At 48.0% G+C, this 12975-nt stretch carries 12 protein-coding genes; 5 read left to right on the top strand and 7 right to left on the bottom strand.

What is annotated here, in order from left to right; all coding sequences use genetic code 11:
* Window positions 1-51 precede the first annotated feature (51 nt).
* The 4 genes from QL223_RS12995 to QL223_RS12980 all read right to left on the bottom strand — a co-directional run bounded on the left by QL223_RS12995 (window position 52) and on the right by QL223_RS12980 (window position 3662).
* Window positions 52-747 carry a DUF1629 domain-containing protein gene (locus QL223_RS12995; RefSeq protein ID WP_281545005.1) on the bottom strand — a complete coding sequence of 232 codons (696 nt, stop codon included), beginning with the start codon at window positions 745-747 and terminating at the stop codon, window positions 52-54.
* Entirely contained in the window at window positions 747-1319 is a 573-nt protein-coding gene (locus QL223_RS12990) for a toxin-activating lysine-acyltransferase (protein WP_281545004.1), read from the bottom strand. The genes QL223_RS12995 and QL223_RS12990 overlap by 1 nt, the downstream gene beginning before the upstream one ends.
* A 282-nt stretch (window positions 1320-1601) precedes the next feature.
* Window positions 1602-2582, bottom strand: a complete 981-nt coding sequence (locus tag QL223_RS12985; protein ID WP_281545003.1) for a serine protease — start codon at window positions 2580-2582, stop codon at window positions 1602-1604.
* A 117-nt stretch (window positions 2583-2699) separates the two neighbouring features.
* Window positions 2700-3662 carry a serine protease gene (locus QL223_RS12980; RefSeq protein WP_281545002.1) on the bottom strand — a complete coding sequence of 321 codons (963 nt, stop codon included), beginning with the start codon at window positions 3660-3662 and terminating at the stop codon, window positions 2700-2702.
* Between the two features lie 198 nt (window positions 3663-3860).
* On the opposite strand from QL223_RS12980, the gene QL223_RS12975 reads away from it, so the two are divergent.
* Both QL223_RS12975 and QL223_RS12970 read left to right on the top strand, forming a co-directional pair.
* Complete coding sequence (locus QL223_RS12975) at window positions 3861-4310, top strand: CBS domain-containing protein (protein WP_281545001.1); 450 nt, start codon at window positions 3861-3863, stop codon at window positions 4308-4310.
* Window positions 4311-4440: 130 nt separating this feature from the next.
* On the top strand, window positions 4441-4974 hold the full coding sequence (locus QL223_RS12970) for an ACP phosphodiesterase (RefSeq protein WP_281545000.1): 534 nt from the start codon (window positions 4441-4443) through the stop codon (window positions 4972-4974).
* Window positions 4975-5141: 167 nt separating this feature from the next.
* Here the strand turns inward: QL223_RS12970 and aceA are convergent, their stop codons facing one another.
* From aceA to QL223_RS12955, 3 genes are all read right to left on the bottom strand, one after another.
* Window positions 5142-6446 (bottom strand): isocitrate lyase, encoded by a 1305-nt coding sequence (aceA, locus tag QL223_RS12965; RefSeq protein ID WP_002536914.1) that lies wholly within the window; start codon window positions 6444-6446, stop codon window positions 5142-5144.
* Between the two features lie 36 nt (window positions 6447-6482).
* On the bottom strand, window positions 6483-8090 hold the full coding sequence (gene aceB / locus QL223_RS12960; RefSeq protein ID WP_281544999.1) for a malate synthase A: 1608 nt from the start codon (window positions 8088-8090) through the stop codon (window positions 6483-6485).
* Between the two features lie 696 nt (window positions 8091-8786).
* On the bottom strand, window positions 8787-9683 hold the full coding sequence (locus tag QL223_RS12955) for a hydrogen peroxide-inducible genes activator (RefSeq protein ID WP_002536911.1): 897 nt from the start codon (window positions 9681-9683) through the stop codon (window positions 8787-8789).
* Between the two features lie 129 nt (window positions 9684-9812).
* Between QL223_RS12955 and QL223_RS12950 the strand changes: the two genes are divergently transcribed.
* The 3 genes from QL223_RS12950 (at window position 9813) to ppk2 (ending at window position 12708) form a co-directional block, all read left to right on the top strand.
* A complete protein-coding gene (locus tag QL223_RS12950) occupies window positions 9813-10415 on the top strand; it encodes a peroxiredoxin C (RefSeq protein WP_002536910.1) in 603 nt (200 codons plus the stop codon).
* A gap of 647 nt (window positions 10416-11062) precedes the next feature.
* A complete protein-coding gene (locus tag QL223_RS12945) occupies window positions 11063-11797 on the top strand; it encodes a copper homeostasis protein CutC (protein WP_281544998.1) in 735 nt (244 codons plus the stop codon).
* 86 nt (window positions 11798-11883) lie between these two features.
* The gene (gene ppk2 / locus QL223_RS12940) at window positions 11884-12708 is read left to right on the top strand and encodes a polyphosphate kinase 2 (RefSeq protein WP_281544997.1); all 825 of its coding nucleotides are present in this window, start codon (window positions 11884-11886) and stop codon (window positions 12706-12708) included.
* Window positions 12709-12975 lie beyond the last annotated feature (267 nt).

Here is a 12975-nt window from a genome sequence, read left to right as displayed (position 1 = left end):
CTATTTAAAGATGTAACTCCAATGAAATGTATTAAAAGCTTGGTGAGAGAGCTATACTTCTTTTAAAGTAAACCTTGTCGAAAAATCATCAATTTGTCTGCTGGAAAGTATTTCAAGAAATGCATCTGAAATGAATATATTTGAACGAAACCTTGCATCAGCCCATGCCAGATGGCCCTTAATCACATCTTTTTTGACGGCATTTCCATCGCCTGGTCTCAACCGACAGGGAGAATTCGCAATATCGTCTTTTTTTGTGAAAACGATCCGTGTCGAGTTTAAGTCAATCGCATCCAATATCACCATAGGCCACCAAAAGTAAGCCTGGCCCACCACATCTCCTTTTTCGTCTACAACAACCAAAGGAGAAAGTTGATGTTTTTCAGGCTCCAGTTCCATCAAACACGCCGCAAATCGCTCACTGATAATCGCTGAGGGGAAATCAGCGAAATTATGTGGGGTGAAATCATAGGGGGGAGCCCCCTCTCTGGAAATGACCTTCTGAGGTAATTTACTCTCAGGAATCTCTTTTGCAAAAGCATTGATATGTGCGTCAATACGTGTCAGCTTGGAATTCGTTTTTTCTCCCCCTAACTGTTGCGCGGTATGATAAATTGCGCGGGCTTCTCTCGATGCTTCTTTGCCAAACGCCTTCAACTTCGCCTCGTCGTGTTCTAGGAACCTAGGAAAAAATGAAGGTGTTGTATTATTAAGCGAGTGAGCGGGCATATTAAGGGTGACAGCCATTAATGTAATTCCTTCTCTTTTCTCTTGGTTGGCATTGCGCCCATACCTTCAAGTACAGACGGTTCAACCAATTTTGCCACTAATGGATGAATTTTCAGATCCCCTTCTTTCACAACTTGCTTAAAATTGCGGATCACCTTCGCTGTAGCATCCTTGTTAGGCGCGATAACATCGAATAGCCAGTTAATCTCTCCGCTGTTCCAGTCTTCAGGTTTTAAGCGAATGGGGTAAGTACCACCCTTAATTTGGTCACGGATTTTGGCATCGACCTCTTCAGACACACTGGCCCAAACTGCCATGCCGACCAAGTCCTGCAGTTCGTCTTCTTTTTTCTCACCGGGGTAAGCAAGTGCGATACGGTTTTGAACGAGAGGGTCTAATACTAGGTGCTGGAGATCTGCAATGGTTTGGTGACGGTAGCGAGGCAACATCATCATGGTCATTGCAATCTTGCCAAATGATTCGCGGATTTTCGTTCGCATTTCCTCAACAGCAGCGAGGACTTCGGGGGAAGGCTTTTCTTGACTTTCGGCATTCAGGGAGGCTTCGTTTTTATTCTCAATATCGCTCATAACTACATCCTTATACATCGAGCATGGCATAATGAATCCAATTGAATACTTATGCCTTTATTTCTAACCAACATGTATAAGTTCGTTCATTTTCCTGTATAAAACAAACACTAGTTAGTTTCACCTGCTCTCTCTGTGATCTTAACATTAGTTTATTATTGATAAGACAAGACCTTAAAAAACAAGTTGAATATAATGCTTTATTTCAATAACAAGAATTGTCTTATTAAATAAACAAAAAAACCAACCTGAATAGGTTGGCTTTTTCAAATAATAATTACACTATCTTTTTTTTAAAATACGAAATAGAAACACTAAGCAAAGTAGAAGAGGATTTACTCCACCCCCTCCCCCTCCAGAATTGTTTTCAGCAGTGGCGAGCGCAAAGATATCTTCAGCGAAGCTAACACTTGGTGCGCTGTAGCCTCCGTCCATATTGGCATCAATCCAAGAAAAATAGGTACTCACCTGGGTAAAACCATCTTCTGCATTTGGGCTTGCACAGCCATCATCTCTGCTTGAGAAACTAACAAGCCCTGCGAGTCGATATCCACGGTCCGCATCTGCTGCATTATTAGGGTTTTGCCAAACAAGCGGACCGCCAGAATCTCCAGAGCAAATACCTTCTGTGGTTGTATTGTTTGCGCAGACATACGCAGCCGATAACTCTTGCGACACAGTCCCGTTACTAAACCTTGTCCACGAACAACTGCTATCTGGGACACCTGTTAATGCCACCATTTTAAGGAATTGGTTTGCGCCGCCATTTGTCCTCGTTGCTCCCCACCCCGAAGAGACAAGGTTATCAACCTTTGGCACTTGGAACTCGGTATCCATCTCACTTTGGGTCTCAGGTACCAAAAGAGGGATAGGTTTTGCGTTAGAGGGAAGCGAGCCCGCAAGTTTCAGAATGGCAATATCAGCAGTAAAGATGACATTATTGTAGTCTGGGTGTAATTGAACACTCGCGACCGGAATGGCGCTTCCAGGGGAGCTTAAATCAGTGAAGCCCGCAAATACAGAAAGAGCAGAAGCCGAAACACCTTGCACACAATGCGCAGCGGTCAATACATATTCATTGGAGATAATAACTCCCCCGCATCCACTTGAGGGAATATCAATATAGACCTGCCAAGGTAGCGCACTAATATTGGCATTGGTACCACCTACTATGAGCGGCTGCCTTACGTTTTCATCAGATGCGTAAACAAAATTAGACAACGCCGCCAAGGCAAAAACTGCGAATCCCTGCTTTAATTTCATCCTATTCACTTAAAGATAAATATAAACACAGGTTATACAATAACGTATTGGTTTGAAGATTTCGGCTAACAGTTAATACATTGGCATTAGTATTCTCAAAGAAGAGTCAAAATGGTCCTATATTGACTTTGCTCGCCTAGAGAAACAAAGAGCCATACTTATTATAAAAAGCATTGGAACACTCCCTCCCCCACCAGAGCTCTGAGTAGCTGTCGAAGACCGGCTCGCACAACTCCCACTCTGGCAGTTGGAAATCCAACTGGTGTAAGTAGCAACCTGGGTAAAAACGTCTGGAACCGTCGGGGACGCACACTGTGAAGCTACACCGAAACTCACCAAACCTATCAGGGTTGCGCCGCCATCTGCATCGCCAGCGCGGGATGGATCGAACCAAATCAGTGGGCCGCCTGAGTCTCCATTACAAGCACCAACGCCGCTTGCTTGAGCACAGAAGTACTTAGATTGGTAATCAGACACATCAGTCAGCGTTGTTCCCCACGCAGAAGCACAACTGGCATCTGTCAGTGCGGAGAGTGTCGCTTTTTGCAGTGTTGTGGTTGTTTGGCTTCGTCCGGTGTCCGTATAGCCCCAGCCAGTTAGCTGCATATCATTGTTGTTGAGGTTTCCCGTTGCATCGACAGCCGCTTGTACCGTGTCATTCGGTAACACCACCGTTGAAGAGTTAGGGTGGACATCGGTAGATAACTTAATCAACGCTATATCATTTTGTAGTGTGTCTTTGTCGTAGCTGCTGTTGGCATAGATAGACTCAACGGAAGATTGAAAAGACGAAAAGTTTGCCCCGTTGATTTCCGCTGTTCCCGTGTAGACGGAAACTGAATTTGCGGACGCCAATGAAAAAGGATCATCGTCGTCAGCAGTATCAAGGCAGTGTGCCGCGGTTAGAATCCAGCGCGAAGAGATCACCACCCCGCCACAAAAGGCGTTACCGATTCTGAGGAAAGCCTGCCAAGGTGCGTCACTGATGGAAGCATCTGTCCCGCCAACAACATTGGGAGACGGCTCTGCGGCCTGCCCCAAAAATGACGAAAAAAGTAAGGAAAGTATTGCGAGTTTCATGCGCATTATCATCGCCCCTAAAAACAAAAAGGTGTTGTTCAGCGCCACTGCGCCTCGGTGCGTTGCTACTGCTTGAAACAACCTTGGTGTCATTCAAATCTTCCGAATGGAAGTTTGAATGTCGTCACCTAAAGTCTCTGCCTTTTTAGCTACATTCGAGATATAGCCTTACTAATTATAGGTATTTCTGGAGGCAGAATGTTTACCGTTAATGACATGATGAGTTCCGACCCCATCACACTCTCTTCTAAGGATAAGATATCTGACGCAAAGTGCCTGATGGATTCCCGCCGTATTCGCCACGTTCCTATCGTCAGTGCTTCCGGAAAATTGGAAGGACTGGTCACACAGCGTGATGTCCTCGCTGCCCAAACCTCCAGTTTGGAAAAAGCTGTTGGTGATAACGACCCCATGCAAGCGCCTTTGTCGCGATTCCTCAAGCGTTCTTTATATACGGTGTCACCGTGTGCCGGGCTCAAAGAGGCTGCACTATATATGCAGAAACGTAAGATTGGCTGCTTGCCTGTCGTTGAGGACGACAAACTGGTCGGTATTATCACCGACAGCGACTTCGTCGCCATCGCCATCAATCTTCTGGAAATCCAGGAAGAAACAGAGCCGATGGAAGAAGAGGAAGAACTGGTCTGATAGCGACAAACACGTGCCACTTGAGATAGGCTAAGTTTTCCGTTTCAAGGAAAGGTCCAAAGGGCGCGTGAATTATCTGGCACATTTACATATAGCCAAGCACTGCAACAGCCAGTTGATGGGAAACCTGATGGCAGATTTTGTTCGCGGAAAACCCGACGGTAAATTTCTGCCAGAAACCACGAACGCCATCTATCTTCACCGGTTTGTGGACCGCTACATCGACAGCCATGAGGCCATCAAGCCCTGCCGCGCGCTCTTTCCCAAACACCTTTACCGATTCAGTGCGATTGCTCTCGATATGTTCTGGGATCATGCGCTCGTCCATCATTGGGATGCCTTCAATGACGTCCGTTTCGATGAGTTTGTCGCCCGCGCCGAGACAGACTGCCGCACCGCGACTCAGCAAGAACCCAATCCGCTACCGGAAAGGTATCTTTTTCTCTCAGATAAAATGTGGCGCGAAGGCTGGATCCCTTCTTACCAAGATATCAACACCCTGCCCTTTGCTTTAAAACGAATGTCAGCCCGAACCCCTCGGATGGGCCCGCTGGCTGAGACGGCAGAGACCTTAGTCGCTCATCGACAAATATTGCTGGATGCTTTTCCTTCTATATATAGAGATGTGCTTAGCGCTGCTCGCGATTTTAACCACCAGCCTTAACTCTCAGTAGCCTCAAATCACAGGCACAAAAAAAGCGACCCGAAGGTCGCTCAAAGCGTGGATATTGGAGCTCTGATGGCTCCTGAACAGCTAGGTTCATTGCATGTTATAAAAAACAATCGGGCCGATAGGTATGGCTGGATTATCAGCCCGATTGGGATAGCGCTTTAGAACTGGTCTTCTTCCGTAGAGCCCGTCAGAGCTGTTACCGAAGAGTTACCGCCTTGGATAGTGTTCGTCATCTTATCGAAGTAACCCGTCCCCACTTCCTGTTGGTGAGCAACGAAGGTGTAACCACGCTCAGCTGCTTCAAACTCAGGACGCTGTACTTTCTCCACGTAGTGACGCATGCCTTCACCTTGCGCATAAGCGTGCGCCAGATCGAACATGTTGTACCACATGTTGTGGATACCCGCGAGAGTGATGAACTGGTACTTGTAGCCCATGTCTGACAGAGCTTGCTGGAACTTCGCGATGGTTGGCGCGTCCAGATTTTTCTCCCAGTTGAACGATGGCGAACAGTTGTAAGCCAGCAGTTGATCTGGGTACTGAGCGTGAATAGCTTCAGCAAACTGGCGCGCTTCTTCCAGATCCGGCGTTGCAGTTTCACACCAGATAAGGTCAGCATAAGGTGCGTAAGCCAGACCACGAGAAATCGCCTGATCGATACCCGCACGAACCTTGTAGAAACCTTCAGAAGTACGCTCGCCTTCGATGAAGTCTTTATCGTAAGGGTCACAGTCAGATGTCAGCAGGTCTGCTGCGTTCGCATCAGTACGCGCAATCACAAGGGTGGTGGTGCCTGCAACGTCGGCAGCAAGACGTGCTGCAACCAGTTTTTGAACGGCTTCTTGGGTAGGAACCAACACCTTACCACCCATGTGACCACATTTCTTCACCGATGCCAGCTGGTCTTCAAAGTGAACACCCGCGGCACCCGCTTCAATCATCGAACGCATCAGCTCGTAAGCGTTCAGAACACCACCGAAGCCTGCTTCTGCATCAGCCACGATTGGCAGGAAGTAATCGGTACCTTCTTCCGGCGTGCCACCTTTAGACCACTGGATTTGGTCAGCACGACGGAAAGAGTTGTTAATGCGCTTAACCACTGCAGGTACAGAATCTACCGGGTAAAGTGACTGGTCAGGGTACATAGAAGATGCGGTATTGTTATCCGCGGCTACCTGCCAACCTGACAAATAAATCGCCTCGATACCTGCTTTTGCTTGCTGGACAGCCTGACCACCGGTCAGTGCGCCAAGACAGTTCACATAGCCTTTCTTCGCGCTACCGTTAACCAAATCCCAAAGCTTGTCTGCACCACGCTGAGCAATGGTCTGCGCTGGAACGAATGAACCACGTAACTCAACCACTTCTTCTGCCGTGTAAGTACGCTTCACGTTTTTCCAGCGTGGATTTTCTGCCCAGTCTTTTTTCAGTGCGTCAATTTGCTGCTGTCTTGTCAGAGTCATTGTGCTTCCCTCTCTCAATGTTTGATAAATCGGTAATTAGTCCAGCAATTCGTATCCAGATAACGTCAGGAAATCTGCCAGCTCATCACTGGTGGTCAGTTGCTCCATCAAACTGGCCGCCTGCTGGTATTTCCCACCGTTGAATACGGTTTCCCCTAGTTCCTGCTTCAGCACATCCATCTCTTCGGCCAGACAGGCTCGGAAGAAATCTGCGGTGACGGTCTTGCCGTTGCTGAGCGATTTTTCATGTTTAATCCATTGCCAGATTGAAGCGCGGGAGATTTCCGCCGTCGCCGCATCTTCCATCAGGCCATAGATAGGCACACATCCATTCCCCGAAATCCAAGCTTCGATGTATTGCACCGCCACGCGAATGTTGTGTCGCATGCCTTCCTCAGTGCGGTCACCTTCACACGGCTCTGTGAGCTCTTTGGCTGTGATAGGTGCGTCTTGCTCTCGCATGACATCGAGTTGGTTTTTACGCTCACCGAGCGCTGCATCGAAAACCGCTTTCGCCGTGTCTGCCAGACCAGGGTGAGCCACCCAGGTACCGTCGTGACCGTTATTGGCTTCCAGCGATTTGTCTGCATTGATTTTGTCCAGAACCCAGGCGTTCTTCTCCGGGTCTTTTGACGGGATAAACGCCGCCATGCCGCCCATTGCCATCGCACCACGACGGTGACAGGTTTTCACCAGAAGACGCGAATACGCGTTCAGGAAAGGTTTTTCCATTGTCACCACCTGACGATCCGGCAAAACGCGGTCCGAGTGGTTACGGAATGTTTTGATATAGCTGAAGATGTAATCCCAACGGCCGCAGTTCAGCGCCACGATGTGGTCTTTCAGCGCGTGCAGGATTTCATCCATCTCGAACACAGCTGGCAGCGTTTCGATAAGCACGGTTGCCTTGATGGTTCCGCGAGGCAGATTGAACTCATCTTCCGCAAAGCAGAACACATCGTTCCACCATGCAGCTTCTTGATGCGCCTGCAGTTTTGGCAGGTAGAAATACGGACCAGAGCCGTTTTCCAACAAGGTTTTATGGTTGCGGAAGAAATACAAACCAAAGTCCAACAGCGCACCTGGAATTGGCGTGCCGTTGAGTAGCACGTGCTTTTCTTTCAGGTGCAGACCACGAACACGGCAAATCAGCACCGATGGGTCATCGCCGAGGGCGTAATGTTTGCCTGTCGCCGGGTTGTTGTAAGAAATGGTGCGGTTAATCGCGTCGGTCAGGTTACGCTGGCCTTGCAGCACAGGGCCCCATACCGGCGAGAACGAATCTTCGAAGTCCGCCATGAACACTTTTACATTGGCATTCAGGGCATTTATCACCATTTTCCGTTCTGGCGGGCCGGTGATTTCCAGGCGGCGGTCCTGCAGGTCCTCAGGAATACCGCGAATACGCCAATCACCGTTTCGGATTTCCGCCGTGTCAGGCAGAAAGTCAGGCGTGGCACCCGCATCAAATTGCGCCTGACGTGCTTCTCGGGCTTCCAGCAGTTCTGGTACACGGTGCGCAAAGCGGGTGGCAAGTTTCAGGATGAAGGAGAGCGCTTCATCAGTCAGTACATCAGATTCCATCTCAGTGATCGGCGGAACAAACGACAATTCCTTTAAAGCTTGTTGTGCTTGTGAATCCATAAAGTGCCCTCCATCTCCATTTGTAACTAAATCACAACAATACCAATTATTCCCTTACTGCTTCGATTGCTTTCTTATCGCCGAAACACCTTTCTAAACTGGCGTATTTATTTTCACCCGTCAACACTACTAAAGGCGTTAGACTTAAGTCTTAAATCATTTAATCCATTAAATATCAATAACTTACAAAATATAGAGTTTTAACTCAAAACACTGAATTAAAACGAATCTCAGATTGTTCTTCCGTTTGTGACTTTCTCATCCCTTAGTGCGATTTTTGTAAGCACTTACGAAATTAAATTACTTTTTGAGTCAACTTGTTGAATATCGAATTCGCATGTTTTAAACGTAGCAGTGAATATCAATTTCTGCAGAAAATCTTTTTATAACAAAAGCTTAACAATGCAAGCGTTTGGCGGCCGCTAACAAACATGCAACTTAAGTGCTTAATAATTGGCGAAAAATATGTAGGGATACCGACAGAATTTAATTTCAGAAGCGCAGGGGAGTTACCAAAGTGTAAAAAGGATTTAATTCGAATAGGGGTTAAATATTTAGAATAAATCACCAAAGTTATTCTAAAACCTAATGAGAGCTAAAGAATCTTGAAAAACCAGAGGAAATTTCATCGTTTTAGGTGTCGTGATGCGTATGTTGACGATGAAAGTTCCCCGGATTTGAGTACCACAATGGTACTTAAAGGAGAGTTTCAACCAGATCCGCGAGTGCTTCAAAGGTCGGTTTGCGGCTCGAAGTAGGACGCCAAACCAAACCGATCTCGCGGTAAGCCTCACGTCCAGGTGGTTCCATCACCACCAAATCGAGATTTTCGATGAGCCCATGATTGATGGCCATTTGAGGAATGAAAGTCGTCCCCAACCCATTCGCGACCATTTGCACCAAGGTATGAAGGCTGGTTGCGGTAAACGGGTTAATTTTCTCTGTGCTTGTGAGCTGACAGGCCGACACGGCGTGGTCTGTCAGGCAATGTTCACGCTCCAGCAGAAATACCGATTCATCCGGCAGATCAGAATAGTGGATAGGAACAGGGATCCCTTGTGCCTGAGCACTGTTTAGCACCATCTTAAACGAGTCTTTCCCCACGATTCGGCTTTGCATGCCGCCGATTTCGACAGGTAGCGCCAGAATCAGCACATCCATTTCACCGCTTTTCAGCGCCATAAGCAGATTTGCGGTGGTGTCTTCTCGCAGCAGTAAATCAAGCTCGGGAAAGCGCTGGTTCACTGCCTGCACCAAATCACAGAGAAGAAAAGGAGCGATAGTGGGAATGCAGCCTACACGCAGCTTGCCCTGCATCGGGCTTTCACTGACTTGAGTCAGCTCCATTAAATCTTGACTACGTGCCAAGATTTCCCGACTTCGAGACACCACATCTTCACCGATAGCCGAAAATACCAGTGTTTTGTTATCGCGCTCAATAAGCTGAGAACCAATCAGATCTTCAAGGTTTTGAATGCCGGAACTTAGTGTAGACTGGCTGACGAAACACTGTTTGGCCGCCTCACCGAAATGACGCGTCTCGTACAGTGTGACCAAGTAATGGAGTTGTTTGAGAGAAGGGAATTTATTCATCGATTTTTCCGATTAGGTTAATCTATTTAATTCACTTTTTTCAATCTAGCAGTTCCATTATAGTTTGTCCCGTTCATAGATGAATCAAGGCATTCATGCCTGAAAATTAGACATTTTAGGAGCTGAGAAATGGTACTAGTAGGCCGTCAAGCCCCAGACTTCACTGCAGCAGCAGTACTGGGCAATGGTGAAATCGTAGAAAACTTCAACCTGAAAGAATTCACCAAAGGTAAGAAAACGGTTCTGTTCTTCTACCCACTGGACTTCACTTTCGTATGTCCTTCTGAGCTGATCGCTTTTGACAAGCGTTTCGCTGACTTCCAAGAGAAAGGCGTTGAAGTCATCGGCGTTTCTATCGACTCTCAGTTCTCTCACAACGCATGGCGTAACACTGCTGTTGAAGACGGCGGTATCGGCCAGGTTAAATACCCACTGGTTGCAGACGTTAAGCACGAGATCTGTAAAGCATACGACGTAGAGCACCCAGAAGCAGGCGTTGCTTTCCGTGGTTCTTTCCTGATCGACGAAGACGGTCTGGTACGTCACCAAGTTGTTAACGACCTGCCACTGGGCCGTAACATCGACGAAATGCTGCGCATGGTTGACGCACTGAACTTCCACCAGAAGAACGGTGAAGTTTGCCCAGCACAGTGGGAAGAAGGCAAAGCAGGTATGGACGCATCTCCTAAAGGTGTTGCAGCGTTCCTGTCTGAGCACTCTGACGACCTGTAATATTTGGCTAACTGCTCACGCAGTTTCCCCCTAACGCGTAAGCGTAAAGCCAAAGTCAGCTATAAAAATAGAATGAGGCCCGGACCACCGGGCCCTTTTTGTATTTGAGCCCCGGCAAATCTCGGATTTATTCGCCTCTTGGTTAAGCCCGCACTTCAGCATTCCAAAGGGACTTTATAGGTCCTAGATCCTAGGGGACGAGGTCCTAGGAAAAGCGAACTTAATAGGTCCTAGATCCTAGATCCTAGGGAACAAGGTCCCAGGAAATGCGAACTTAATAGGTCCTGGATCCTAGGGAACGAGGTCCTAGGAAAGCAAACTCTCGGTCATTAAATTGATTTCCAGACACGCCCAACTTCAACACATTTTCTCGCATTGCTCTAATCTATATCTTCGCTTTCCTGCTTTTTCTTATCTCAAATCTCGTTCCTGCTTTTTCTGCCCTTCCTGTTCTTTCTCTTATCTCAAATCTCATCTCTGCTCTTTCTCGCTATTGCTCTGGCTCTTCCTAGGACCTAGGATCCTAGGCCCTGCTCTTCCTGCTCTTCCTGCTCTTAACCAACTTTTACCAAACTTTTACACGCCCCCATCTTCTATTCCGAATGCAACTCCTTGATGATGAGAGCTCAAATTCCAAGGAGTGTTGTATGTCTGTTTTGGTTGAAGTGTGCATTGATAGTATTGAATCCCTTCCTATTGCTGAGCGTGCGGGCGCAAAGCGTATTGAGCTTTGCAGTTCGCTGGCGACAGGTGGCCTGACCGCCAGTGCGGGTTACATGAAAGCCGCGGCGCGTGTGGCGGGTATTCCGGTTTACGGCATTATTCGTCCCCGTGAAGGAGACTTCCTTTATTCAGGTGATGATGTGGAAATCATGCTCGAAGACATTCACACCGCGAAACAGGCAGGCCTTAACGGCGTGGTGATCGGTGCACTGCAGGCTGACGGAAAAATCGATGAGACGATTGTTGGCGACATGATCAAAGCCGCTTCGGGTATGGGCATTACTTTCCACCGTGCAATTGACCACTGCTCTGCCCCGTTTGATGCACTGGAATTTCTGATGGCGCACAAGGTGGAGCGCATCCTCACCTCCGGCCTTGCCAAACGTGCAGAAGACGGCATTGAAATGCTGAAAGAGATGGCAGACTTTACCCAAGGTCGCCTATCAATCATGCCGGGTGCAGGCGTTTCGCCAGATAACGCCAAGCGCATTGTCGATGCCACAGGCGTTACCGAAATTCATCTTTCCGGCAAAACCACCCGCCAGTCCCATATGGTTTTCAAAAACGAAAACGCCACCATGGGCAACGGTGACGATTTTGCCATCACAGTCACCAATCCTGAGACAATCAAAGCCACACTCGCAGCGCTAACTCGCTAAGCTCGCACTTTTCTGACAGGGGAATTGAAATCATCCTCCTTTCTTTTTTAGGGTGGCAGGACAACCCGAGGAAAAGGACGTGGCACATGGCGAGCGAAGAACAAGACAAGCCAACGAAAAAGAAGAAAGGGAAACTCAGCAGCGAAGCCTACGAGAACAAACTCGCTGAGCTACAAACGGAACTCGTCAAACTTCAGGAATGGGTCAAACTCAAAGGCCTGAAAGTGGTCGTTGTCTTCGAAGGGCGCGATGCCGCGGGTAAAGGCGGTGTAATAAAGCGCATTACCGAAAAACTTAACCCGCGCGTCTGCCGTATTGTCGCGCTGGATAAACCCACCGAGCGCGAACGCACCCAATGGTATTTCCAACGCTACGTTTCGCACCTTCCTGCTGCGGGCGAAATCGTCCTGTTTGACCGAAGCTGGTATAACCGCGCAGGCGTTGAGCGCGTGATGGGCTTTTGCACCGACGGGCAATATGACGAGTTCATGCGTACCTGCCCCGAGTTCGAGCGCATGCTGCAGCGCTCCGGCATTATCCTGTTGAAATACTGGTTCTCGGTTTCCGATGAAGTGCAGGAAAAGCGCTTCAGTGAGCGCATCAACACCCCGATGAAGCGCTGGAAGTTCAGCCCGATGGATTTGGAATCCCGAAGCCGCTGGAAAGAATACAGTGAAGCGAAAGACAAAATGTTCGCCTACACCGACACCAAAGAATCTCCATGGTGGGTGGTGGAAGCCGACAACAAAAAACGGGCGCGCCTGAACTGCATATCCCACCTGCTTTCCAGCATTCCGTATGAAGCGATCAGCTACGACGCCATCGATCTGCCGGAGATCAACAAAGAAGGCTACGTACGTGTGCCGCTCGAAAGCCAAAGCTTCGTACCGGATGTAACCAAAGAGCTATAAGCCAACCACCACCAACCCCAAAAGCGCAGCTGATAAAAGGTGCGCTTTTTTGTCTTGAAAATACACCTCAAAGACGACCTTTCCAGACAGCGTCAAAACTTCGTAAGCCACTGTAATTACGTCATAAAAATGTCACCGCTGTGCATTTACTGCCAGTTCATGATTCTGAATTGAGGGACTGCTTCAAATATCAGATTTTCTCGCTCACTCACCCGGTATTTCCCTCTATATATTCCGCCCCAAATAACAACCATCAAAAAGAATAAA

The sequence above is a fragment of the Grimontia sp. SpTr1 genome (genome assembly GCF_947387585.1).
GTDB classification, from domain to species: Bacteria; Pseudomonadota; Gammaproteobacteria; order Enterobacterales; family Vibrionaceae; genus Enterovibrio; species Enterovibrio indicus.
The sequence above is the reverse complement of the archived record's forward strand: the minus strand, read 5'-3'. Positions and strand labels throughout refer to the sequence as shown.

Bases quoted from the DNA above. Each gene is read 5' to 3' on its own strand.
- QL223_RS12945 (WP_281544998.1), top strand. From the start codon at position 11,063: ATGTCTGTTTTGGTTGAAGTGTGCATTGATAGTATTGAATCCCTTCCT.
- QL223_RS12950 (WP_002536910.1), top strand. From the start codon at position 9,813: ATGGTACTAGTAGGCCGTCAAGCCCCAGACTTCACTGCAGCAGCAGTA.
- ppk2 (WP_281544997.1), top strand. From the start codon at position 11,884: ATGGCGAGCGAAGAACAAGACAAGCCAACGAAAAAGAAGAAAGGGAAA.
- QL223_RS12995 (WP_281545005.1), bottom strand. From the start codon at position 747: ATGGCTGTCACCCTTAATATGCCCGCTCACTCGCTTAATAATACAACA.
- QL223_RS12970 (WP_281545000.1), top strand. From the start codon at position 4,441: ATGGCAGATTTTGTTCGCGGAAAACCCGACGGTAAATTTCTGCCAGAA.
- QL223_RS12975 (WP_281545001.1), top strand. From the start codon at position 3,861: ATGTTTACCGTTAATGACATGATGAGTTCCGACCCCATCACACTCTCT.
- QL223_RS12955 (WP_002536911.1), bottom strand. From the start codon at position 9,683: ATGAATAAATTCCCTTCTCTCAAACAACTCCATTACTTGGTCACACTG.
- QL223_RS12985 (WP_281545003.1), bottom strand. From the start codon at position 2,582: ATGAAATTAAAGCAGGGATTCGCAGTTTTTGCCTTGGCGGCGTTGTCT.
- QL223_RS12990 (WP_281545004.1), bottom strand. From the start codon at position 1,319: ATGAGCGATATTGAGAATAAAAACGAAGCCTCCCTGAATGCCGAAAGT.
- aceA (WP_002536914.1), bottom strand. From the start codon at position 6,446: ATGACTCTGACAAGACAGCAGCAAATTGACGCACTGAAAAAAGACTGG.
- QL223_RS12980 (WP_281545002.1), bottom strand. From the start codon at position 3,662: ATGAAACTCGCAATACTTTCCTTACTTTTTTCGTCATTTTTGGGGCAG.
- aceB (WP_281544999.1), bottom strand. From the start codon at position 8,090: ATGGATTCACAAGCACAACAAGCTTTAAAGGAATTGTCGTTTGTTCCG.